The sequence below is a fragment of the Pseudomonas sp. Pseusp49 genome, from assembly GCF_059491875.1.
On the sequence record NZ_CP168514.1, the window covers coordinates 537883 to 561277 of the forward strand.

Below are 23395 nucleotides of genomic sequence, written 5' to 3' on the forward strand. Positions count from 1 at the left end.
CGATCTTTTGATCTTGTTGTCAGAAACTCATATCCACCCGGGTCCAGAGCGTGCGCCCCGGCTCCTTGATGGCTTGCGGGTCATTGGCCGGATAGCCGAAACCTGCGTTGCCGGCCAGGTTCAAGTGCTCGGCGTAAGCCTTGCCGAACAGGTTGTCGACGCCGCTGCTGACCTTCCAGTGGCTGTTGATCCGATAGGCACCGTTGAGGGAGAAGACGCCAAACCCTGGCGTCTTGCCGAAGTCCTTGCCGACCACGTTGCCCTTGTTCTGGTCGATGCGGTTTTGTGCGGCGACCACTCTCCACAGTGCGCCGGCACTCCAGTTGTCTTCGCTGTAGGTCAGGCCGAAACGGGTGTCCAGCGGCGGCATCTGCGGCAATGCAGAGCCATCGCTGCTGTTCTTGCCCCAGGCGTAGGCCAGGGTCGCGTCGGCTTTCCAGTGTTCAGTGAGGCTGTACGCGGCGCCCAGTTCGCCGCCCATGATTCGTGCGTCGATGTTCTCGGCTTGCGAGGTCGTGCCCATCATCGTCGGGGTGTAGTTGAACAGGATGTAATCGCGCACCTGCCCGACGTAACCCGAGGCCCAGGCTTCGAGTGTTTCGGTCTTGTATTGCAGGCCGAAATCGAGCTGGGTGGTTTTTTCCGGCTTGATCGAGTCGAAGGCATTCACCGAACCGGCGGGGCCCGACTTGGGTGAAAACAGCTCCCAGTAATCCGGGAACCGCTGGGTGTGACCGAGGCCCGCGTACAAGGTGGTCGGGCTGTCGGCCAGGTCATGCTCGTAGCGGATGAAGCCGCTTGGCAGGGTGTCGGCGCGGGTGTCGTCGGCTGTTGGATTGGGGCGGGTCATCATTCCCGAGCCGATGGTCTGCCGATAGTCCTTGGCCGAGGCGCGGTCCAGGCGTGCGCCGCTGATCAAACGGTCACGGTCGGCGGCGTACCAGGTCAGTTCGCCGAACACACCGTAGTTATGGAAGTCGGCATCCTTGGTATAGGGCAGGTCCTTGTAGGTGTCGATGCCCATGGCGCTGCGCTGGCGATGTTCGTTGGTCTGTGCGTCGATGCCGCTGATCAGTTGCACATCAGCCCAGCGCCAGGTGGCCTTGACCCGTGCGCCGAGGGTGCGGCGGTCGACGTTGGAGGCCATGGGGCCGGCCATCATGCCGGTACCGGACGGCGTGCGCAGGGTGTAGTTGTCCATCACGTGGTCGGCGTAGTTGTAGTAGACCTGCGCCTCGATCGTATCCAGCACATCGCCGATGCTGGATTTCTCGAAGCGCAGGCCGAGGCTTTCACGCAGGAACTGCGAACCGTCCATGCTGCGCCCGGCGTAGCGCGCTTCACCGTCACCTTTGCCGGCGGTCAGCTCCAGCAAGGTATCGGCATCCGGGGTCCAGCCGAATGCGACGTCGCCGTTCCATTTGTCGTAGCGCGATGGGACGGTGTCGTTGTTGCCATCCTGATAGTCGTCTGAATGTGCGGTGTTGCCGATCACCCGTACGTAGCCCAGTGGCCCGCCGGCAGCAGCGTCCACCAGTTTGTCGAAGCGCCCGTTGGAGCCGGCCAGCACGCTGGCGTTGACCCGTGTGCCGAGCTCGCCGAAGTGTTCCGGCTCGCGGTCGAACAGGATGGTGCCGGCCGAAGCGCCCGGTCCCCACAGCACGGTTTGTGGGCCTTTGATCACGGTCAGTTGGTCATAGGTTTCCGGCGAAATGTAGGAGGTCGGCGCGTCCATCCGGCCCGGGCAGGCGCCGAGCATCATGCCGCCGTTGGTGAGGATGTTCAGCCGCGAGCCGAACATGCCGCGCAGCACCGGGTCGCCGTTGGTGCCGCCGTTGCGCACTTGGGCGAAACCGGGAATGGTTTTCAGATAATCCGAGCCGTCGCTGGCCGGCACCGGTTGGCGCGGCTCCTTGGGGTTGGTGACGATGGTCAATGGCGAGCTGGGAGCAACGGCGGTAATCACCGTCGGGCTCAGTTCTTCAGTGTGACCGGCGTGTTCATCGGCCAGCGCGGAAGGCGCCAGCAATGCACTGCACAAAATCGCAGTGGCGTGCCTGAAACGAATGCCGGATTCGTTTTGGGTTATGGAGACTTGGGTTGGACTCAAGCCTGTGTCAGCAGAAAACCTGGACATGAAATTTCCATCGAACAGTCGTAAACGACACGGCCGGCAGCCTGAAGCTGTCCCTGTGGGAGCGGGCTTGCTCGCGAAAGCGGTGTGCCAGGCGACATCTGCGTTGACTGACACTCTCTCTTCGCGAGCAAGCCCGCTCCCACCGGATGCTTGGGTTGTCTTGCGGACCGTGTGAGATCGGAGGTGGGTGTTTACGCGACGGCAGGCGGGGCGCGGGTGCGGGCGCCGGGGAAGAAGGTTTGCCGGGCGTGGCCCAGGCGCGGAGAAGGCGTGGTGAAGGTGTTGACGGGTGGAATGACGAAGTTGGCGAAGGACACGCCGCCGGTCAGCGCCGGGCAATTGAACAGCAGGCTGCAATAGCCGCACTTTTCCCACAGCACACGGTGCCCCGGGGCAGGCGGGCAATGCTCGGCGGAGGTTTGCTTGCCGTGGTCGGCATGCTCCATTGCCGACATGTCCATGCCTATCGACATGTCCATGCTCATACCCGCCGGCATGCTCATCGACATGGCGCGCGAATCCATCGGCATCGACTGGGAAATCAGCGGACCGATAAAAATCATCAGCATGGCGAACAGGCTGATCCAGCTGCCGCGTGTCAGGCTCAATACCTGACTGCGTGGCCTGGATGACCTGGCGCTAGGCGGGCGCATGGGCGTTTTCAGCTCAGGCGATTATGGATTGTGCGCGTGCGCCTGCATGCCGTCCGGCGCCTGCTTCTGCACCGCGACTTCGACCGTCACGTCACCGGCCTTCTCGAAGTGCAGCGTCATGGGAAAGCGCTTGCCGTCAACCAGCAGGCTGCGGTCCTTGAGGCCCAGCAACATCACGTGATAGGCCATCGGTGCGAAAGTGACCTCGCCACCGGCGGGCACTTCCACGCTCGGTACGTGCTGCATTTTCATCATGTCGCCTTGCATCACGTGCTCATGCAATTGCGCTTCGCCGGCGATGGGGGTGTCGACGCTGAGCAGGCGGTCGGCGGTCTTGCCTTCATTGTCGATCACGAAATACGCCGCAACGGTGGGCGCATTGGGTGGCAACTCCTGGGACCACGGATGGGCGATTTCCAGCGTGCCGACCTTGTATTCGTGGGCATTGGCAAAGCAGGCAGGCAGCAGCAACGCAGCCAGAACGATGAGTTTGTTCAACATGGCAGTTCTCCGGAACGATTTAAACGCAGGTCAATTGCGAGAAAAAATCACACCAGAGGGGACGCGCGGGGGTTGAGACTCGGCCATTGCTGGCGCGGTGACGGGCTGGTGAGCGAGGTGGCAGGCAGGCTTCGGTTGGATTCGAAGTGCGCGAAATACAGCTGTGGCGAATGCCCCGGCAACGCCATCAATGGCGCAGAACCCGAGCAGCACCAGCAATGCTGCATGTTGGAATGATCGTCGTTTTGCGGGGCCTTCTGTTCAAGGTCGCCGATGGAGATCGCCACCATCCTGGTGCCGCTGGCGCTGCAGAAGCTGCCCCACAACAACTGTTCGGCAGGTGACTTCGACGTTTGCGCCATCGCTCCGGACATCGGCATGGCGAGCAAATTGAACAGCACTGCGAAGCAGGCTATCCAGGCAATTGCGAGCCGTTGTCGGGACATGGGGCAAAATCCGTTTGGGTGGGCGATCAGGCGCGGGCTATTTAGCCTGATCAGGGCCGATAAGTAAAAACGTGGCGTGCGGTTTGGTGTCGCAGTAAAAAGACACTGACTCAGTGTGCACGTACCGCATGTACTTGTATTTCTACTCCTAGCGTAGCGCGAATTACGGCGAATATTGCAGCCAGGTTGTCCATGCTCGGATTGCCTTTGGCAGACAGCATGCGATGGAGGCTTTTGCTGGGCTTTGCCGTTTCCTTTGCCAGTTCTTCAAAACCTACGGTGGCGTTGATCAGGTCGCGCAGGATGATACGGGCCATTTCAGGTTCGCCGTTAAGAAACAGAGTAGCAGCCTCGTCCAACAATGCCTGGGCGAACTCGGGATCACGTTGGGCACGCTCGGCGATGGTGTGTTTGTAGTTTCGGGTGAGCGCCATGACGTTATCTCCGGTGCCGTTCAGTCTTTTTTCGGGATCGAAACTCGGCTATCAGTGTTTTCGCCTGTTTGATGTCAGTTTTTTGTGTGGACTTGTCACCACCACCAAAAAGGATGATCAGGCGTTTCCCCTCTTGGACAAGATAGATTCTGTAGCCAGGCCCCCAATTGATCCGGTACTCGCCGAGACCATCGAACCACTTGATGTTTGATGTGTTTCCCAGTTCCAGGCGAAGCAGCGCACTGGATACCTTAAGCGCTGCCTGCGCATCCAGGGTGGAAAACCAGCGGCCAAAGGGGCTTTTGTCGTTGTCCTGAACGTATTCTTCGAGTGTGATCACAGGCGGCTCTGAAGGTAACAAATAGGTTACTTATCATGCAAGCCAATGATCCTGATCTATCGGGCGAAGACCGACAACGCGCCAAGTATTTCCTCAAGCGTCAGGAACTCCCGCTCAACCCCCGGCAACACCGGCCGCTTCAAAACAATCACCGGCACCCCACGCTCACGCGCCACTTCCAGCTTCGGCTCGGTCGCTGTGCTGCCGCTGTTCTTGCTGATCAGCACGTCGATGTTTCGCCGTTCGAACAACGCTCGTTCATCGTCGATCAGGAATGGCCCCCGTGCGCCGATCACTTCGCAGCGCTGGTTGCCCGGATACACGTCCAGCGCACGCAGGGTCCAGAATTGCTCCGCAGGAATTTCATCCAGGTGTTGCAGGGGCTCGCGACCGAGGGTGAACAGCGGTCGGCGGAAGGGTTTCAGGGCTTCGATCAGTTCGGCCCAATCGCTGACTTCCCGCCAGTCATCACCCGCCTGGGCTCGCCAGGCCGGACGCCGTAGCGCCCAGCAGGGAATACCGCTCAAGCGCGCGGCGGTCGCAGCGTTCTGGCTGATCTGGGCGGCGTAGGGGTGAGTGGCGTCGACCAGCAGTTCGATACCTTCATCGCGAATGAATTGCGCCAGACCTTCGGCACCGCCGTAACCGCCCACGCGGATCTGACATTGCAGGTCCGTCGGCACCCGGCCGATACCGGCCAGGCTGTAAATGTGCTGCGGCCCCAGCGTGCGGGCAATGACCAGGGCTTCGGTCACACCGCCGAGCAACAGGATGCGCTTCATTGGAACGCGCCTGCATGGCCGACAATCCCGCCCTGGCGATCGATGGCAAAGACTTCCACCTGAACCTGCGCCGGCACCACGCTGCGGGCAAAGTCCAGGGCGTGCTGGCAGACTGCATCACCCAGGGCAACCCCGGCTGCGGCGGCCATGGCCAGTGCCTGCTGACTGGTGTTGGCCTCGCGGATACTTTGCTGCAATGCCGTATCGGCGCCGACCTGTGCGGCCCATAGCGCCAGTTGCGGCAGGTCGATGCTCGAATGACGACTGTGCAAATCCATATGCCCGGCCGCCAGTTTGCTGATCTTGCCGAATCCACCGCACAGGCTGAGCCTGTCCACGGGCACTTTGCGCAGGTGCTTGAGTACGGCACCGACGAAGTCGCCCATTTCGATCAGGGCAATTTCCGGCAGGTTGTAGACCTGGCGCATGGTGTCTTCGCTGGCGTTGCCGGTACAGGCGGCGATGTGCAGGTAACCGTTGGTTTTCGCCACGTCGATGCCCTGGTGGATCGAGGCAATGTAGGCCGCGCATGAAAACGGCCGGACGATGCCGCTGGTGCCGAGGATCGATAGTCCACCAAGAATGCCCAGGCGCGGGTTCATGGTTTTCAGTGCCAGTGCCTCGCCATTCTCGACATTGACCGTCACGTCGAAACCGCCGGCATAACCGAGCTCGTCGGCCAGTCCCGCCAGGTGATCGCCGATCATTTTGCGTGGCACCGGATTGATCGCCGGTTCGCCGACCCCCAGCACCAGCCCGGGCCGGGTCACGGTGCCGACGCCGCGACCGGCATGGAAGCGAATCCCCGGCTCGGCGCTCAGGCGCACCTGCGAGTAGAGCAGGGCGCCATGGGTCACGTCGGGATCGTCTCCGGCGTCCTTGAGGGTTCCCGCTTCGGCGCCGTCCTCGGTGAGGCGGCAGAACTCCAGGCGCATCTGCACGTGCTTGCCTTTGGGCAGCACGATGTCCACCGCGTCGGCTGTTACACCGGCCAACAGCAGACGTGCGGCAGCGAGGCTGGTAGCGGTGGCGCAACTGCCGGTGGTCAGGCCACTGCGCAGCGGGGCGGGTTGTTCGGCGGTTTCGTCACGCATCGAAAGGCTTCGTCACGTCCAGCAAGGTAATCGGCAGGGCCTGGCGCCAGGTGTCGAAATCGCCCAGCGGCTGAGCTTGCGCGATATGAATCCGCGTCAGCTCTCCGCCGTGTTGCTCGCGCCAGGCCATCAGGGTCATTTCACTTTGCAGGGTGACCGCATTGGCAATCAGCCGGCCACCGGGCTTGAGTTCGGCCCAACATGCATCCAGCACGCCGTCACGGGTGACACCGCCGCCGATGAAAATCGCGTCCGGTCGCTCCAGGCCGGCCAAGGCCTGCGGCGCACTGCCACGAACCAGCTGCAGGCCGGGAACGCCAAGGGCATCGCGGTTGTGTTCGATCAACGCCTGGCGGCCGTCATCCGCCTCGATGGCCAGTGCGCGACAACCGGGGTGGGTGCGCATCCATTCGATGCCGATCGAGCCGCTGCCGGCACCGACATCCCACAACAGTTCGCCGGGGATCGGGGCCAGACGTGCGAGGGTGATGGCGCGCACATCGCGTTTGGTCAGTTGGCCGTCGTGTTTGAAAGCGGAGTCCGGCAGTCCGGCCAATCGCGACAGGCGAGGTGTATTCGGTTCAGCGATGCATTCGATGGCGACCAGGTTCAGGTCGGCAATCGGTGAATCGTTCCAGTCGCTGGCGATACCGTCGATACGCCGCTCGGCTTCGCCGCCCAGGTGTTCCAGCACGGTGAGTCGACTGGGACCAAAGCCTCGTTCGCGCAACAGTGCAGCGATGGCGGCTGGGCTGCGGCCATCGTTGCTCAATACCAGCAAGCGCACACCGCTGGACAACTGGGCGTTGAGTGCAGCGAGCGGCCGGGCCACCACCGAAAGGGTAACCACGTCTTGCAAGGGCCAACCCATTCGCGCTGCGGCGAGCGAGCAGGAGGAGGGCGCGGGAAGCGTCAGTATCTCGGCGGCGGGGAGTTGCCTGGCCAGGCTGGCGCCGACGCCGAAGAACATCGGATCGCCACTGGCCAGGACACAAACGGGTTCGCCACGGTGCGACAGCAGCGACTCAAGGCAGAAGGGGCTCGGCCACGGCTGGCGCTCGCCGCGTATGCACGGCGGGAGCAAATCCAGATGCCGCTGGCCGCCGAAGATTTTCGCGGCGCGCAACAGCGCATGCCGGGCGTTCTTGCCCAGGCCCTTGAAACCGTCTTCGCCGATGCCTACTACCGTCAGCCAGGGTGTCATGCCGTTCCTCAATCACGCGTTCAACATTGTTGGGCGGCATGATAGCGCGGGTTCCTTGAGCTGACTGCCTTCTCTTCCCGACCGGAGTCTTTTCATGCGGCGAAGTAAAGCAGGCATAATACCGCGCACTTTCGCCGTGAATCGCCTCGCCACCTGAACGGGTCCGCCTTGAACGAACGTCCGCTGTCCGCTGCCTTACGCCCCTCGGCTTGCCCGGGGTTGCTGCGTATTGTGCCGGCGCTGGATGGCGGCATCTGTCGGATCAAGTTGAACGGTGGTTCGATCAACAGCGTCCAGGCCGAGGCCGTGGCGTCTGCAGCCGAGCGTTACGCCAGCGGAGCGATCGAGGCGACCAACCGGGCCAACCTGCAGATCCGCGGAATTGGCAACGAGCAATCGGCGTTGATCGACAGCCTGCTGGCTGCCGGTCTGGGACCGCGAACGGCGGCTGGCGACGATGTGCGCAACCTGATGCTCAGCCCCGGCGCCGGGATCGATCGGCGCATGCTGTTCGACACTCGGCCGCTGGCCGGGCAGATCCTCGCCACATTGCAAAGCCACGAAGCTTTTCACGACCTCAGTGCCAAGTTCGCCGTACAGCTTGATGGCGGTGAAGACCTTGCGATGCTCGAACATCCTCATGACCTGTGGCTCTCGGCGTTTGATCAGGACGGCGAGCAACGGTTGGCGTTCGGTTTGGCGGGATGCCCGACGGACAGACCCGCCGGTTCGGTTGCACTCGCTGACGGGCACGCGCTGGTGGTCGCTGTCCTTGAGTTGTTTCTTGAACTGGCGCGCCCCGAGCAGACGCGGATGCGTCATTTGCTGGCCGAGTATTCGGTCGAGGATGTTTTGCTTCGGCTGGCTGAGCGAGTACCGATGCAAGCGGTTGTCGGTTGGCAGCGGGTTGGGGGGCGCAGTGATTTGCACATCGGTGCGTATCCCCAGGCCGAATCCGGTGTTGTCTATGTCGGGGCTGTCCCGCCATTGGGGCGGCTCGATCCGGCGATGCTGCGGGGGGCGGCACAACTGGCACGGGAGTTCGGTGATGCCAGTCTGCGCTTCACGCCTTGGCAAAGCCTGCTATTGCCCAATATCCGCGCGGAAGACGCCGCCGAGGTCATTCGGCAGTTGCACTGTCTGGGCTTGCAGTGCGATGCCGATCAGCCATTGTCCCGGTTGATCGCCTGCACCGGTTCAAACGGCTGCGGTAAAGGCCTGGCCGAGACCAAGGGCGATGCCCTGCAACTGGCTACATTGCTGCAACATCACGGGCAAACGCCGAGCGTGCATTTGAGCGGGTGCGTGCGTTCCTGTGCCGCCGCGCATACGGCGCCCGTCACCTTGCTGGCCGTCGCCCCCGGTCACTACGATCTCTATTTTCGCGATGCAGCGCAGCCGGGTTTCGGCGCGCTGCAAGCACACAACCTTACTATTGAAGCGGTCGCGGCCTTGCTCGACGCCCACTCACGGAGCCCCCTTGATGCTTGATTACATCCGCGACGGTCAGGAGATCTATCGCAACTCCTTCGCGATCATTCGCGCCGAGGCCAACCTCGACCGAATTCCGGCCGATCTGGAGAAACTCGCAGTCCGTGTGATCCACGCCTGCGGCATGGTCGAGGCCATCGACGGTTTGCAGTTTTCCGAAGGGGCGGGCAAGGCCGGGCGTGATGCGCTGGCGGCCGGCGCGCCGATTTTGTGCGATGCGCGAATGGTCTCCGAAGGCGTGACCCGCGCGCGGTTGCCGGCAAACAATCCGGTGATCTGCACCCTGCGCGACGAAAGCGTTCCGGAACTGGCCCGTGAATTGGGCAACACCCGCTCAGCGGCTGCGCTGGAACTGTGGCGTCCCCATCTGGAAGGTAGCGTGGTGGTCATCGGCAACGCCCCGACGGCGCTGTTCTATTTGCTGGAGATGCTCGACGCCGGTGCGCCGAAACCGGCGCTGATCCTCGGGTTCCCTGTGGGTTTCGTCGGCGCCGCCGAATCCAAGGCAGCGCTGGCGGCTGACAGCCGTGGCGTGCCGTTTGTCATCATGCAGGGTCGCCTGGGCGGTAGTGCCATGGCCGCCGCCGCCGTCAATGCCCTCGCCACGGAGATCGAATGATGCAGCAACCTGGACGTTTGATCGGCCTCGGTGTCGGTCCCGGTGATCCGGAACTGATTACTGTCAAGGCACTGCGGTTGCTGCGCGAGTCGCCTGTAGTGGCGTACTTCGTCGCCAAGGGCAAGAAGGGCAACGCCTTCGGTATCATCGAAGCCCACCTGCAGGACGCACAGAATTTGTTGCCACTGGTGTACCCGGTGACCACCGAAGCCTTGCCGGCGCCGTTGTCCTACGAGCAAGTGATCAGCGACTTCTACGATGACGCTGCCGCAGAACTGGCCGCGCATCTCGACGCCGGCCGCGACGTAGCGGTGATCTGCGAGGGCGACCCGTTCTTCTACGGCTCCTACATGTACCTGCACGACCGGCTCGCCCAGCGTTATCAGGCTGAAGTCGTGCCTGGCGTGTGCTCGATGCTCGGTGGTGCCTCGGTGCTCGGTGCGCCGCTGGTGTATCGCAATCAGAGTCTGTCGGTGTTGTCCGGTGTGCTGCCGCACGATGAACTTAAGCGTCGCCTGGCCGATGCCGATGCGGCGGTGATCATGAAACTGGGACGCAACTTTCCCAAGGTCCGCCAGGTGCTGGCAGAGCTCGGCCTGGCCGAGCGTGCGCTGTACATCGAACGCGCGACCATGGCCAATCAGAAGATCGTGCCGCTGGACCAGGTCGAGCCGATGTCTTCGCCGTACTTCTCGTTGATCATCGTTCCCGGTGAAAGGTGGCAAGGCTGATGACCCGACCAGTTCCGGCGATTGTCATTCTCGGCAATGGCAGCCTCGCGACCGCGCGCAGGATTCAACAACTTTATCCCGATGCGCTGATCCACGGCCTGGCTGAACGGGTTGACGGCGCGGACCGGGTCTATCACGAATTCGGTGCGACCCTGCGCGAGCTCTATCAACAGGGCACACCGGTGATTGCCCTGTGCGCCGCCGGGATCGTGATCCGCACGCTGGCGCCGTTGTTGCTGGAAAAGGGCGCCGAGCCACCGGTATTGGCGGTGGCCGAGGACGGCAGCGCCGTGGTTCCACTGCTGGGTGGTCTCGGCGGGGTGAATGTGATGGCGCGGGAGATTGCCGCTGCGCTTGAAGTCGCTGCGGCGATCACCACCAGCGGCGAGTTGCGTTTTGGCACTTGCCTGCTCAACCCGCCCAGCGGTTATGCCCTTGGCGATCTGGAACTGGGCAAGCGATTCGTTTCCGATTTGCTCGCCGGTGAAACGCTGCGCATCGAGGGTGAGGCCCCGTGGCTGGCGCAGGCGCAGTTGCCTGAAGATGCACAGGCCCGCTTGGCGGTGCATGTCAGTCATGTCGAACGGACACCCGCGACCAACGAATTGTTGATCTACCCGCGCAATGTGGTGGTCGCTGTGGATGCTGGGCTGGTGAACGTCGCGGGGGCGGTGCGCGAGGCATTGCATCAGGCAAAAATCGCCGTGCAGTCGCTGGCCTGCCTGTTGGCTCCCGACACCGAAATGGCTTTCCCGGGGTTGCGCGAAACGGCGCTTGAATTGGGCGTGCCGCTGCGTTTTGCCAGCGCTGAGAAGGTGCTTGGCGAACGTCTGAGTACTGCCATAGGCCAACCTGTTTCCATGCTGGGTAGCGACACCGTTGCCATTGCGGTGGCAGAGCAGCCACTGGACCCGTTGCAGATCGGCCGCCCGCGTGGACGGCTGGCAGTGATCGGCCTCGGGCCGGGCGCCGCTGAGTTGATGGTGCCGGCAGTGAAGGCGGAACTGGCCCGCGCAACCGACGTGCTGGGTTACGAAACCTATGTGCGCATGGCCGGGCCGTTTCGTGCCGATCAGGTGCTGCATTGCACCGACAACCGCGAAGAGATGCAACGCGCCCGCCACGCCTTCGAACTGGCAGCCCAAGGGCGTTCGGTGGTGGTGGTTTCTTCGGGGGATCCGGGGGTTTTTGCCATGGCTGCGGCGGTGCTGGAAGCGCTGCATGAAGCCACCGACGTCCATTGGCATAACGTTGATCTCGAGATTCTGCCGGGGGTCTCCGCCTCGCTGGCGACGGCCGCCCAGGCCGGCGCACCGCTGGGTCATGATTTCTGCGTGCTGTCCCTGTCGGATAACCTCAAGCCTTGGGCAATCATCGAAAAACGCCTGGACCTGGCCGCTCAAGCCGATCTGGCCCTGGCGTTCTACAACCCGATTTCCCGTTCGCGGCCATGGCAACTGGGCCAGGCGCTTGAAATCGTCGCCCGGCACCGTATGCCGCAAACCCCTGTCGTATTGGGGCGGGACATTGGCCGGCCGGGTCAGACACTGCGCGTCACGACTCTCGGCCAATTGACCCCCGACCAGGTCGATATGCGCACGATGGTATTGATCGGCTCATCCCTGACCTGTGTTTTTCCGCGGGTCGGCGGCGGTGATTGGGTGTACACGCCGCGCTGGTACCCAAGCAAGCCAACCACCTGAGTGAAAGCGGCTTTGTTCAAAGTCGCTGATGTTCAAGGCAATAACTAACGATAAGGCCTGCGATTGACGAAAGTTGTCGCGGGCCTTTTTGTTTTCTAATAACGCCTGAAATAAGTCCTGAGTGTTTTTACTTTGACCGACTCAATTCTTCGCTTTAGTTTTCAGCGGGCCGCATGAAGCGGCTTATTGATTAAATGGAGATTTAAATGGTCGATATAAAAAATTATTCAGTGGCTCAGGTCGCATTTGATGATGCCTTGCAGGATAAGTATTTCGAAGGCATTGCGGCAGAACTTGAAAACGTCGTGCCACGGGCGCGAACCAGGCGTTCCACCTCGACCCAGGGCGCAGTATCGAGTGACTCGTCAGCGCAAGGTTTAGGGGCTTCGGTAGTAGGCCCCTCGCTGGTGGTGTTCGACCAGGCGCTTTCGGAGGAGGACAGGCAGGATGCACTGGACTGCCAGCAGTTTGCCGAAGCGGTGGTCCGGCGCCTGCCCAACGAAACCAGTAACGAAGACCGCTACAAGAAGTACAACGAGGCATTGTTGGCGGTGGGCTGGGTGACGGAAAGCTTCACCTACAAGAAATACGTCAGCAAAAAGCTCACCATCACGATGAATGAAGCCATTTTGCAAGTGCTTGAGACTGTTGTTTCCGGTGGGGCAAGCAGCGTCCTGAACCTGGTGGCGTCGGGTTTCAGCACGCTCAAAGGCGATAAGGATGCATTGAAGATTGTCGATGCTGGCAGCAAGAAAAACGACGTCATCAGCTTCAAGGCTGTGCCTTGCATTACGACGCCAGGCGGTGGCATGTCCATGTTGATGGGGGGCTTGGACTTGGTGGACAAGGAATACAACGGCAACTTTTTATTCGTGACTTACAAGACTCAAGGTTTGCAGGTTTTCCAGGGCGCCGGCGTGCGCAAGTTTAATCGACGTGCATTCGAGCGGAAGAAGAACATGGTATATGCCTATAACGACCAATTTGCCGATGGTCTTTTCAAACAATTGACAGGTCAATAAGTCGGGCTGGCTTTGATCAATTTAACCGATTAAAGCACTGACTGTATGGGGTGAATATGCCGGCGTCTGTTAATGCTGTCGTCGTGGGTGGTTGCCTGTTGTCCTTTACCCAGCAGGTAAGTTCGCAAGATCAGGAGGATATACAGGATTGCCTGTTGTACGCGGAACTGGCGGCCAATGAGAAATACCCTGGCCAGGTGTCGAGGAAGGCCTGGTTCGATTATTTTCAAGGGCGATTGATCAAGGCGGGATACAGGCTCAAGACCATCATTCCAGCCGATCCGATCCGGGTCACGAGTGTCCGACAATTGCTCGGTGCCAGTTACAGCGTGATCGGCCACTTGGGCGTGGAGCGTTTGAGCCAGCTTCTCGAGGACACCTATCAGGCATTGCGGCTGGATGAGTTTGCCTGGGACTTCTTTCGCGGCAATGTTGCCAATGGCGGTTCGGGTATCCTCAAGTGCGCACCTTGCGAGCGGCTCGCCTCGGGTGAAGTGGTCGTCTGTCTGCTGGGCTTGCGCTACAGCGCGACCGTGATTGAAAGTGACTTTTTCCTGTGGAGCGAGTTCGATCGAGAGCTGGCGATCATTCCCGGTGGCGGGGTGTTTGTGTTCGACCGACGGGCGTTTGAAAACTACCGTAAACGGGTCCACGAAAAAATCGAAGCTTATTCAAACAAGGTCTTCGTGCGCAAACTCCAGTCCTGACTCAAAGGCTGCGCATGTAATAAAAGACAAGGCCCTGTGATTGATGCACAGGGCCTTGTTTTCGGGGTTGGACAAGCCGCCGCTTCACGGCACCAGGTAGCCTCTCACCCCGGTGAAGATGATCTGCGCCGCCAGTGCGCAAACGAAAAGCCCCATCAAACGGCTGACGATCTGTAATCCCTGATCACCGAGAATGCGCTCGATTCGACCGGACAAAAACAGCACCACGCCCACGGTAAAACTGGCCATGGCAATGCCGACAATGGCGGTGAGTTTGTCGTCCCAATGCGGCTGACTTACGCCCATCACCAGTAACGCACCGATGGTGCCGGGGCCGACGGTCAGTGGAATGGTCAGCGGGACGATGGTCACATCCTGCTGCACGTTGTCGGTCTGTACCGCCGATTTGCCTTGTGCCATCCCCAGTGCCGAGATGAACAGGACGCTACCGGCGCCGATGCGGAATGCGTCCACGGTAATGCCGAAAACACTGAAAATCACTCGGCCGAACAAGTACAGCAGCACACTGGAGACCAGTGTGGCGACCGCCACTTTCCAGGCCAGTCGTCGCTGTTCCTTGCGCGAATAACCACGGGTCAGGCTGATGAAGCAGGACAATACGAAGAATGGGCTGTAGAGCACCAGCATCTTCAGGTAAACGCTGAACAACACATGGAGCATGGTGCCGGGCTCACTGGCGAGGGAAGTCGAGGGGGAGTCTATCAGGGGTTGTGCAGTCTGTCGGCTCAGGACGTTTGGGTCGTTGCGCGATTCTGCTGGTCACGCTGGGCGACCCAGTGTTCGATCAACTCACGCAGTTGCGACAGTTCGACCGGTTTGGCCATGTGTCCGTCCATGCCGGCCTGGCGCGCACGCTCTTTGTGTTCGGCCAGGATGTGGGCGGTCAATGCCACCACGGGGGTGCGGACCCGCTGGTTGCCGACTTCCCAGGCACGCAATTGCTGGGTGGCCGAGAAGCCGTCGAGGATCGGCATTTCGCAGTCCATCAGCACCAGGTCGTAACGCTGGGCTTTCATCGCCTGCAAGGCTTCTTCGCCGTTGCAGGCGGTATCCGGTTGCAGGTTGAGCTTGCTCAGCATGCCGCGGATCACCTTGGTCGAAATGCTGTTGTCTTCGGCCACCAGAATGCGGAAATCGCTGGGGACCTTGACCGGCGGGGGCGGGCCGCTTGGCAGTGATTGCGTGACGACCTGGCCTTTGTTGCGTTGGGTCAGTTCGTCGGCCAGGGTGGTCTTGAGGGTGTAGCCGGCCACCGGTTTGGCGAGGATGCGCTTGATCCCGGAGTTGCGCGCAATGATCTTGCTCGGCGCATTGCTGATGCCGGTGAGCATGATCAGCAGGATGTCATGGTTCAGGCTCGGGTCTTCCTTGATCTTGGCCGCCAGTTGCATGCCGGTCATGCCGGGCATGTTCTGGTCCAGCAGGACCACATCGAAGTAATCGCGCAAATGCGCCTTGGTGCGCAGCAGTGCCAGCGCTTCCTTGCCGGAAGGCGCAGCGCTGACGTTCAGGCCCCAGGCGCTGCATTGCTGCACCAGCACCTTGCGACAGGTGTCGTTGTCGTCCACCACCAATACCCGTGCACCTTGCAGCGGGCCGTCGAGGTCGGAGGTCGGGTGCTCGAGGCGATCCGGATCCAGCGGCAGGGTCAGCCACAGGGTGCTGCCCTGGTTGCTGCCACTCTTGATGCCGAATTCCCCTTGCATCAAGCGTATCAGTTGCCGGGCAATCACCAGGCCCAGGTTGCCGCCCAGGTGGGTGGCCGACAGAAAATGCCGGCTGTGCAGTTCGGCATGCATCAGGGCGTCGCGTTCTTCGGCGTCCATCGGCTCGCCGCTGTCCTGCACGGCGATACGCAGGCGCGGTTTGGCGTTGCGTTCGTCGAGCGCCACGACGATCAGGATTTCGCCTTCATCGGTTTTTTTCAGGGCGTTTTCGAGCAGGCTCAACAGGGTCTGGCGCAGGCGTGTCGGGTCACCGCTGATCACTCGAGGCACTTGCGGCTGGATGAAGCTGATCAACTCGACGTTTTGCTGCTCGGCCTTGGCGCGGAAGATGCTCAGGCAGTCTTCGATCAGCGCGTTGAGGTCGAACTGCACATCGTCCAGCTCGATCTGCCCGGATTCGAGTTTGGAAATGTCGAGGATTTCGTTGATCAGTGTCAGCAACTCGTTACCGGCGCTGTGGATCGTCTGCACATAGTCGCGTTGCTTGACCGACAGCGGTGTGCCCAACAGCAGCTCGGTCATGCCGAGAACGCCGTTCATCGGGGTGCGGATTTCATGGCTGATCTTCGCCAGGAACTCGGCCTTGGCATTGATCTCGGCATTGCTGGCCGCCAGGTCGCGGCTGATGCTGAAGCGGTCTTCGGTGATGCGGCGCTGGCGCTCGCTCAACGCGATGCTCATCAGCAGGCCGCTGATGCAGATGAACACCAGCAAGGTGGTGATCAGGCCATGGGGTTCGACCAGGGTCAGCCCCAACAGCGCAGGCAGGATGACGAGGGTGCCGAGGTTGAACACCACCATGGCCGCCACGAAGAGACGAGCCGGGCGATAGCCTTTTTGCCAGTGATAGGCGCTGATGAACAGCATGGTCAGACCAGCCAGGGCTACCAGGCCGTAGGTAATGAAGTTCAGCGGCAAGGTATTGACGAACAGCAGCATCAGGCCGCAGGCGGTGATCAGCAGGACCTCGCCGAGCAGCAACCGGTTCAGCGGGTGCGGCCCGAGCGGGGAGAAGAAGCGATAGGCAAGCATCAGGCCGCAGGGCGCCGTCAGCAGCAATGCCAGGTAAGCCCCCGGTGTTTGCAGTGCGTGCCAGTCCGGTAGCCAGGGGCCAGCGAGGTTCAGCAACAGCAGCAGGCTGAGCATCAACAGCCCTTCGCACGCTGCCAGCCAGAGGGCGCTGTGCGAGCGGGTGTAGGCGTAGCGGATGAGGTTGTGCAGGATCAGCATGGCGATGCAACCGAACAGCAGGCCATAGATCAGCGTCTGGTTCTGGTTGGCAGCCGCGATGACCGCCGATTGCAGAGTGATGTAGGGGCGTAACTGGTGATCGGAGGCCAGTCGCAGGTAGATGTCCAGAGGGCTGTCGCTTTGCGGCAGGGGCAGCATGAAGTCGCTGCTGGGCAATGGACGCTCGGATTGGGGTTGTTCGTTGCCTGTGCTGGATTGGTCGATCAGCTTGTCGCCGTCCAGTACGTACATGTTGAACTGGCGCAGGTCAGGCGCGAACAATCGCAGCACCTGTTCGTGCTTGCCCGGTGCAAGCTTGAATCGCAACCATAGCGCGCCATCGGGTTCAGCCGCGGTAATGCGGTCGAGTTCGATGGGGCTGAATTGATTGGTGTAGCGTGCGGAACGGATGTCGCTCAGTTGCAGGTCGCCCTGTTCGTCGAGCAATACCGCCCAGCCACTGCCTTGCGCGGCCTGGGCCGGTAGCATGCAGAGCAGGGTCAGCAATGTGACGGTTAAGCTTATGGCAATCCTGAGCCAGCGCACGGCGAAATCCCTTCGTTAGGTTGATGCCAGAATATAACGATGCGCGGCGCCGGAATAGCCAGGCAATGAACCGTGTTCATTGCCTGGTGCGGTGTCTACCTTATTCCTGGCTTTCGCCACGCTCGCGGGCAATGGCGCGGTAGCCAATGTCCTTGCGATAGAAACAGCCTTCCCAGTCAATCGTTGCCGCCAGCTTGTAGGCCTGCTGCTGTGCAGCGTCGACGCTGGCACCCATGGCTGTGGCGCACAACACACGACCACCGGCGGTGACTACCTGACCGTCCTTGAGCGCGGTACCTGCGTGGAAAACCTTGCCTTCCAGTGCGGCAGCTGCATCCAGCCCCTTGATGGCTGTGCCCTTGGCGTAGTCACCAGGATAGCCGCCAGCGGCCAGAACGATGCCGACGCTCGGACGTGGATCCCATTGCGCTTCCACTTTATCCAGCGCCTGGGCCAGGGCGGCTTCGACCAGCAACACCAGGCTCGACTGCAGGCGCAGCATCACCGGCTGGGTTTCAGGGTCGCCGAAACGGCAGTTGAATTCGATGACTTTTGGGTTACCAGCCTTGTCGATCATCAGGCCGGCGTACAGGAAGCCAGTGTAGACGTTGCCTTCCTCGGCCATGCCGCGCACGGTCGGCCAGATCACCAGGTCCATGACGCGCTTGTGCACGTCGGCGGTGACCACTGGCGCCGGGGAGTAAGCACCCATGCCGCCGGTGTTCGGACCGGTGTCGCCGTCACCGACGCGTTTGTGGTCCTGGCTGGTGGCCATCGGCAGTACGTTCTTGCCGTCGACCATGACGATGAAGCTGGCTTCTTCGCCGTCCAGGAACTCTTCGATGACCACGCGCGAACCCGCATCGCCAAAGGCATTGCCCGCCAGCATGTCGCGCACGGCGTCTTCGGCTTCGGCCAGGGTCATGGCGACGATCACGCCTTTACCGGCGGCCAGGCCGTCGGCCTTGATCACGATCGGAGCGCCTTTTTCACGCAGGTAGGCGAGGGCCGGCTCGATTTCGGTGAAGTTCTGGTAGTCGGCAGTCGGGATCTTGTGGCGAGCCAGGAAGTCCTTGGTGAAGGCTTTCGAACCTTCCAGCTGCGCAGCGCCAGCGGTCGGGCCGAAGCAGTCGAGGCCGCGGCTGCGGAACAGGTCCACAACACCGGCAACCAGCGGCACTTCAGGGCCGACGATGGTCAGGGAAACGTTTTTCTCGGCAAAATCCGCCAGTTGCTCAAGCGCCAGTATGTCGATGGCGACGTTCTCGCACTTGGCTTCGATGGCGGTACCGGCGTTGCCCGGCGCCACGAACACTTTCTGCACGCGCGGATCCTGAGCCACTTTCCAGGCCAGGGCGTGTTCACGGCCACCGCTGCCAATGATCAAAACATTCATTTCAAAAACCTCGGATGACGCTAATTCTTGATAGCACCGCTGGGATGCTCTTATGTGGGAGCGGGCTTGCTCGCGAAAGCGGTGCTTCAGTCACATCAATATTGAATGTGCCGCCGTCTTCGCGAGCAAGCCCGCTCCCACAGTTGATCGTCGTATCAGTGACGGAAGTGGCGCATGCCGGTGAAGACCATGGCGATACCGGCTTCGTCAGCGGCTGCAATCACTTCGTTGTCACGCATCGAGCCGCCAGGCTGGATCACCGCAGTGATGCCGACCTTGGCTGCGTTGTCGATGCCGTCGCGGAACGGGAAGAACGCGTCCGAGGCCATGACCGCACCCTGCACCTGCAAACCGGCATGTTCAGCCTTGATGGCAGCGATGCGCGCGGAGTTCACGCGGCTCATCTGGCCGGCGCCGACACCGATGGTCTGGCGATTCTTGGCGTAGACGATGGCGTTGGATTTCACGTACTTGGCGACTTTCCAGGCGAAGATCAGGTCGTTGATTTCCTGTTCGGTCGGTGCGCGCTTGGTCACCACTTTCAGGTCGTCGGCGCCGATCATGCCGATGTCGCGGCTCTGCACCAGCAGGCCACCGTTGACGCGTTTGTAGTCCCAGGCAGCGGCGCGATCAGCCGACCACTCGCCGCAGGCCAGCAGGCGTACGTTGGCTTTGGCGGCGACAATGGCGCGGGCTTCTTCGCTGACGCTCGGGGCAATGATCACTTCGACGAACTGGCGCTCGACGATGGCCTTGGCGGTCTCGGCGTCCAGTTCGCGGTTGAAGGCGATGATCCCGCCGAAGGCGGATTCGGTGTCGGTGGCATAGGCCAGGTCGTAGGCCTTGCGGATGCCGCCTTCGGCGTCAGGGCTGACAGCCACGCCGCACGGGTTGGCGTGCTTGACGATCACGCAAGCCGGCTTGACGAAGCTCTTCACGCATTCCAGCGCGGCGTCGGTATCGGCCACGTTGTTGTACGACAGTTCCTTGCCTTGCAGCTGGGTTGCAGTGGCGATGCCGACTTCGGCTGGCTTGGCTTCCACGTAGAACGCCGCACTCTGGTGCGGGTTCTCGCCGTAGCGCATTTCCTGGGCCTTGATGAACTGGCTGTTGAAGGTGCGCGGGAATTCGCTGCGGCCTTCTGTGCTCAAGATGTCGGCCGCCTGGTTCACGGTGCCCATGTAGTTGGCGATCATGCCGTCGTAGGCGGCGGTGTGTTCGAATGCCTTGAGCATCAGGTCGAAGCGCTGAGCGTAGGTCAGGCCGCCGGCCTTGAGGTTTTCCAGGACGCTGGCGTAATCGCTGGCATTGACCACGATCGCTACGTCTTTATGGTTTTTCGCGGCCGAACGAACCATGGTCGGGCCGCCGATGTCGATGTTCTCGATGGCGGTCGGCAGGTCGCAGCCTGGCTTGTTGATGGTGGCTTCGAACGGGTACAGGTTGACCGCGACCAGGTCGATCGGCTTGATGCCGTGTTCGTTCATGATCGCGTCGTCGATACCGCGACGACCGAGGATCCCGCCGTGGATTTTCGGGTGCAGGGTTTTCACCCGGCCGTCCATCATTTCGGCGAAACCGGTGTAATCCGCGACTTCCACTGCGGCAACGCCGTTGTCCTGCAGCAGCTTGAACGTCCCGCCGGTGGAGAGGATCTCGACGCCCAGGGCTTCAAGCTCCTTGGCGAATTCGAGGATCCCGGTCTTGTCGGAAACGCTGATCAAGGCGCGGCGGATCGGCAGGCGGGTAGTCTGGTCGGTCATCTCAATTTCCATCAAAAGCAAAGGAAGTCAGCAAAAAAGGCGACCGGTTTTACGCGGGCGCCTTTCTGGTTTGATTGAATGCTTACAGCAAATCGTACTGCTTGAGTTTCTTGCGCAGCGTGCCCCGGTTCAGTCCGAGCATCTCGCTGGCCTTGGTCTGGTTGCCCTTGACGTAGTTCATCACGCACTCGAGCAGGGGAGCCTCGACTTCGGAGAGCACCAGGTTGTACACATCAGTGACGGCAGCGCCCTCAAGGTGGGCGAAATAATTGTGCAGCGCCTTCTCGACACTCCCGCGAAGGGTCTGGCCCTCTTCGCTCGGTGTATTGAGGTGCTGTTTCAAATTCACGTTGTCGCTCACGGGTGTTGTTCCACTCACTAAAGTCTCGGTCATCATCGTCATGCGGCCACCCACTCTCCGTCCCCTGTCAGGCTCTTGTAACGCTCGGCGAAAAACGCCCGAACGTTGGCGCATTGTGTATCCGTACCATCCAAACGATTGAAGTGGGCGCGAAACTCCCTGGCGCCCGGCAGGGTTGCGAGATACCAGCCCACATGCTTTCGAGCAATGCGTACACCCATGACATCGCCATAAAAGGCGTGCAGGGCAGCCAGATGCTCTAGCAGGATGCGTTCCACCTCGATCAGTTCCAGCGCCGGGAGTTTCTCGCCGGTACGCAGGAAATGGTCGATCTCGCGAAAAATCCATGGCCGCCCCTGGGCAGCCCGGCCAATCAACAAACCATCGGCACCGGTCGCGTCGAGCACGTACCGGGCTTTTTCCGGCGAATCGATATCGCCATTGGCGAAGACCGGGATCGACACCGCCTGCTTGATCGCGGCGATGGTGTCGTACTCGGCCTCACCGGTATACAGGTCGGCACGGGTGCGGCCATGCACTGCCAGCGCCGTAATGCCTGCCTGCTCGGCGATCTTCGCCACCGTCAGGCCGTTCTTGTTGTCCCGGTCCCAGCCGGTCCGGATCTTCAGGGTAACCGGCACATCGACCGCAGCCACGACGGCCTGCAGGATCTCGGTTACCAGGGTTTCATCCTTCAACAGTGCAGAACCGGCAGCCTTGTTGCAGACTTTCTTGGCCGGGCAGCCCATGTTGATGTCAATAATCTGCGCGCCCATTTCAACATTGGCACGGGCCGCGTCCGCCAGCATCTGTGCATCCCCACCGGCGATCTGTACCGAGCGTGGCTCGGGATCACCTGTATGGATCATGCGCATGCGCGACTTGCGGGTGTTCCACAGACTCATGTCGCTGGTGACCATTTCCGAGACGACCAGTCCCGCGCCCAAACGCTTGCACAGCTGACGAAAGGGCTGGTCGGTGACACCCGCCATGGGGGCGAGAATCAAGCTGTTATGTAATGTGTATGGGCCGATGCGTACCGCCGACATAGGACTTCCCTGTTGTGGGGCCGGATCATGAGAGTTCGAAAAAGGGTTGGCATGATACCCGCTCTCGATGACTGGATAAAGGCTGAATTGAACAAAATCTGAACAGTTATTCTGTTATTACCCGTGGTTTGGTTGGCCAGGGGGAGTCAGAAAGCCGACTTCAATCGGGGAGCGATGAAGTGTTTCACTCCGGAGAGTGGAAGCTCAGACTGTAGTTCACGGCCTTGGCGCCGGGGTCGAGAATGTCCAGGGCGATGTGGATCGGCGTCTGCGGAGGCATTTCCGCCATGCCTTCGAGATCGCCATTGAGGTACTCGCCGGGCTTGAAGCGGCGACTGGCGATCAGATGGCCATTGAGGTCGGCGAAGCGCAATTCCAGCAGCGGGAAGGGCTGGGAAAAGGGTGCGCGGTTATAGATGATCGCATCGACCACCAGCGCGCCATTGAATTCGGGATGGCTGCGCACCACCAGGTTGCTGCTTTTGATTTTTGCAATGTCGACCTTGGAGGGCACGGTGCAGCCGATTTGCGGGCACAGTTGCTGGAACCACGGGCGATATTGATCCTGTCGCGCCAGTTCGTCGAAATGGTAGGCGATGTACTGGCCGGCGAGCGCGCCAGCGGCGATCAGCACCAGCAGCAACCACAACAGCCGTCGGCCCCAGGGAGAGCGGCGTTTTTGCCAGTCCAGTTGCAGCGGGTCGTCGGTCAGGTCTTGCAGCACTTCGGCACGCGGGCCCGTCTCGCGGCGCTTGCGCAGCGGTTCGATCGAGGGCAGGTTGTCGTCGAGTTCGTTCTCGTCGGCGGCCGAAAGGCGTTCGTGGTGCAGCGGCGCATCGAGTGGGTCGTGCAAGCGCAACTGGGGTGGTTGCAGTTCGTCGTCGAGATCGACCGGTTCCAGGGTCAGCGAAGGTTCGGTGCGCGAGGCTTTGCCCGGTTCGACCGTCGGCTCTGGCGTTTCTAGGTGGTCGAACGGTTCGTCGACTTGCGCACGATCGGCCGCCGACTCACTGAACAGACTGTCGGACCACGGCTCCTCGTCATCCTGCCCGGTGCTGTCGCGACGGGCGCTCAGCGAGTCGTCGCGATGGCGGCCGAGTTCGGTGGCGGGCTGGATTTCCCGCTGTTCGAGCCGGGCGAGTTCTTCGTCGAGGTCGAGACTGTCCAGGTCCAGTTCGGTCGCGCTCCATTGCTTTTGGCTGATGGCGCGCGGTGCCGATGCCTCAAGCGGTTCGGCAGGCTGCACAGGCGGTAGCGGCGCCGCTACCGGTGGCTCCTTGCCGGCCTGCTCAAGCAACTGCCTGGCGGCATTGAACACCTGCAGGCAGGAGCCGCAGCGAACCACGCCGCGAGCCACGCTCAATTGGGCATGGCTGACGCGGAAGCTGGTTTGGCAATGCGGGCACTGAGTGACGAAGCTATCGGTCATGCGGCGTTC

22 protein-coding genes are annotated in these 23395 nt (G+C 61.3%); 6 read left to right on the forward strand and 16 right to left on the reverse strand.

Translation table 11 applies throughout. The features are described from left to right. Positions 1 to 19 precede the first annotated feature (19 nt). The 9 genes from ACEN83_RS02260 to cbiE all read right to left on the reverse strand — a co-directional run bounded on the left by ACEN83_RS02260 (position 20) and on the right by cbiE (position 7591). Positions 20 to 2137, reverse strand: coding sequence for a TonB-dependent copper receptor (locus ACEN83_RS02260; RefSeq protein ID WP_495579386.1), 2118 nt, complete (start codon positions 2135 to 2137; stop codon positions 20 to 22). Between the two features lie 191 nt (positions 2138 to 2328). Continuing rightward, complete coding sequence (locus ACEN83_RS02265; RefSeq protein ID WP_495579387.1) at positions 2329 to 2790, reverse strand: DUF2946 domain-containing protein; 462 nt, start codon at positions 2788 to 2790, stop codon at positions 2329 to 2331. A 21-nt stretch (positions 2791 to 2811) separates the two neighbouring features. Then, positions 2812 to 3291, reverse strand: a complete 480-nt coding sequence (locus ACEN83_RS02270; protein WP_007979618.1) for a copper chaperone PCu(A)C — start codon at positions 3289 to 3291, stop codon at positions 2812 to 2814. Between the two features lie 47 nt (positions 3292 to 3338). Beyond that, positions 3339 to 3737, reverse strand: a complete 399-nt coding sequence (locus ACEN83_RS02275) for a DUF2946 domain-containing protein (protein ID WP_495579388.1) — start codon at positions 3735 to 3737, stop codon at positions 3339 to 3341. A gap of 110 nt (positions 3738 to 3847) precedes the next feature. Then, positions 3848 to 4171, reverse strand: a complete 324-nt coding sequence (locus ACEN83_RS02280) for a helix-turn-helix domain-containing transcriptional regulator (protein ID WP_007979614.1) — start codon at positions 4169 to 4171, stop codon at positions 3848 to 3850. A gap of 4 nt (positions 4172 to 4175) precedes the next feature. After that, positions 4176 to 4511, reverse strand: coding sequence for a type II toxin-antitoxin system RelE/ParE family toxin (locus tag ACEN83_RS02285; RefSeq protein WP_007979613.1), 336 nt, complete (start codon positions 4509 to 4511; stop codon positions 4176 to 4178). Positions 4512 to 4567: 56 nt separating this feature from the next. Beyond that, positions 4568 to 5293, reverse strand: a complete 726-nt coding sequence (locus tag ACEN83_RS02290) for a cobalt-precorrin-6A reductase (protein WP_495579389.1) — start codon at positions 5291 to 5293, stop codon at positions 4568 to 4570. Next, positions 5290 to 6387, reverse strand: a complete 1098-nt coding sequence (locus tag ACEN83_RS02295; protein WP_007979609.1) for a cobalt-precorrin-5B (C(1))-methyltransferase — start codon at positions 6385 to 6387, stop codon at positions 5290 to 5292. The genes ACEN83_RS02290 and ACEN83_RS02295 overlap by 4 nt, the downstream gene beginning before the upstream one ends. Next, entirely contained in the window at positions 6380 to 7591 is a 1212-nt protein-coding gene (cbiE, locus tag ACEN83_RS02300; RefSeq protein ID WP_495579390.1) for a precorrin-6y C5,15-methyltransferase (decarboxylating) subunit CbiE, read from the reverse strand. The genes ACEN83_RS02295 and cbiE overlap by 8 nt, the downstream gene beginning before the upstream one ends. Before the next feature lie 168 nt (positions 7592 to 7759). Between cbiE and cobG the strand changes: the two genes are divergently transcribed. The 6 genes from cobG to ACEN83_RS02330 all read left to right on the forward strand — a co-directional run bounded on the left by cobG (position 7760) and on the right by ACEN83_RS02330 (position 13864). Then, positions 7760 to 9082 carry a precorrin-3B synthase gene (gene cobG, locus ACEN83_RS02305; RefSeq protein WP_495579391.1) on the forward strand — a complete coding sequence of 441 codons (1323 nt, stop codon included), beginning with the start codon at positions 7760 to 7762 and terminating at the stop codon, positions 9080 to 9082. Next, positions 9075 to 9701 (forward strand): precorrin-8X methylmutase, encoded by a 627-nt coding sequence (locus tag ACEN83_RS02310; RefSeq protein WP_007979603.1) that lies wholly within the window; start codon positions 9075 to 9077, stop codon positions 9699 to 9701. The genes cobG and ACEN83_RS02310 overlap by 8 nt, the downstream gene beginning before the upstream one ends. Next, on the forward strand, positions 9698 to 10432 hold the full coding sequence (locus ACEN83_RS02315) for a precorrin-2 C(20)-methyltransferase (RefSeq protein WP_495579392.1): 735 nt from the start codon (positions 9698 to 9700) through the stop codon (positions 10430 to 10432). The genes ACEN83_RS02310 and ACEN83_RS02315 overlap by 4 nt, the downstream gene beginning before the upstream one ends. Then, positions 10432 to 12135: a precorrin-3B C(17)-methyltransferase gene (gene cobJ, locus ACEN83_RS02320; RefSeq protein WP_495579393.1), complete on the forward strand. Its 1704-nt coding sequence runs from the start codon at positions 10432 to 10434 to the stop codon at positions 12133 to 12135. Before ACEN83_RS02315 ends, cobJ begins: the two co-directional genes overlap by 1 nt. 206 nt (positions 12136 to 12341) lie before the next feature. Continuing rightward, on the forward strand, positions 12342 to 13157 hold the full coding sequence (locus ACEN83_RS02325) for a hypothetical protein (protein WP_495579394.1): 816 nt from the start codon (positions 12342 to 12344) through the stop codon (positions 13155 to 13157). 155 nt (positions 13158 to 13312) lie between these two features. Continuing rightward, positions 13313 to 13864 carry a hypothetical protein gene (locus tag ACEN83_RS02330; RefSeq protein ID WP_495579395.1) on the forward strand — a complete coding sequence of 184 codons (552 nt, stop codon included), beginning with the start codon at positions 13313 to 13315 and terminating at the stop codon, positions 13862 to 13864. A gap of 84 nt (positions 13865 to 13948) precedes the next feature. Here the strand turns inward: ACEN83_RS02330 and ACEN83_RS02335 are convergent, their stop codons facing one another. From ACEN83_RS02335 to ACEN83_RS02365, 7 genes are all read right to left on the reverse strand, one after another. Next, a complete protein-coding gene (locus ACEN83_RS02335; protein ID WP_116582447.1) occupies positions 13949 to 14545 on the reverse strand; it encodes a MarC family protein in 597 nt (198 codons plus the stop codon). A gap of 65 nt (positions 14546 to 14610) precedes the next feature. Next, positions 14611 to 17388 (reverse strand): hybrid sensor histidine kinase/response regulator, encoded by a 2778-nt coding sequence (locus tag ACEN83_RS02340; protein WP_116582446.1) that lies wholly within the window; start codon positions 17386 to 17388, stop codon positions 14611 to 14613. 100 nt (positions 17389 to 17488) lie between these two features. Further along, a complete protein-coding gene (gene purD, locus ACEN83_RS02345) occupies positions 17489 to 18784 on the reverse strand; it encodes a phosphoribosylamine--glycine ligase (protein WP_495579396.1) in 1296 nt (431 codons plus the stop codon). A 155-nt stretch (positions 18785 to 18939) separates the two neighbouring features. Next, on the reverse strand, positions 18940 to 20547 hold the full coding sequence (purH, locus tag ACEN83_RS02350) for a bifunctional phosphoribosylaminoimidazolecarboxamide formyltransferase/IMP cyclohydrolase (protein ID WP_495579397.1): 1608 nt from the start codon (positions 20545 to 20547) through the stop codon (positions 18940 to 18942). 82 nt (positions 20548 to 20629) lie between these two features. Next, positions 20630 to 20950, reverse strand: a complete 321-nt coding sequence (gene fis, locus ACEN83_RS02355; RefSeq protein WP_015093301.1) for a DNA-binding transcriptional regulator Fis — start codon at positions 20948 to 20950, stop codon at positions 20630 to 20632. Next, positions 20947 to 21957: a tRNA dihydrouridine synthase DusB gene (gene dusB, locus ACEN83_RS02360; RefSeq protein ID WP_007971370.1), complete on the reverse strand. Its 1011-nt coding sequence runs from the start codon at positions 21955 to 21957 to the stop codon at positions 20947 to 20949. Before dusB ends, fis begins: the two co-directional genes overlap by 4 nt. Before the next feature lie 184 nt (positions 21958 to 22141). Continuing rightward, entirely contained in the window at positions 22142 to 23386 is a 1245-nt protein-coding gene (locus tag ACEN83_RS02365; RefSeq protein WP_495579398.1) for a DUF3426 domain-containing protein, read from the reverse strand. Positions 23387 to 23395 lie beyond the last annotated feature (9 nt).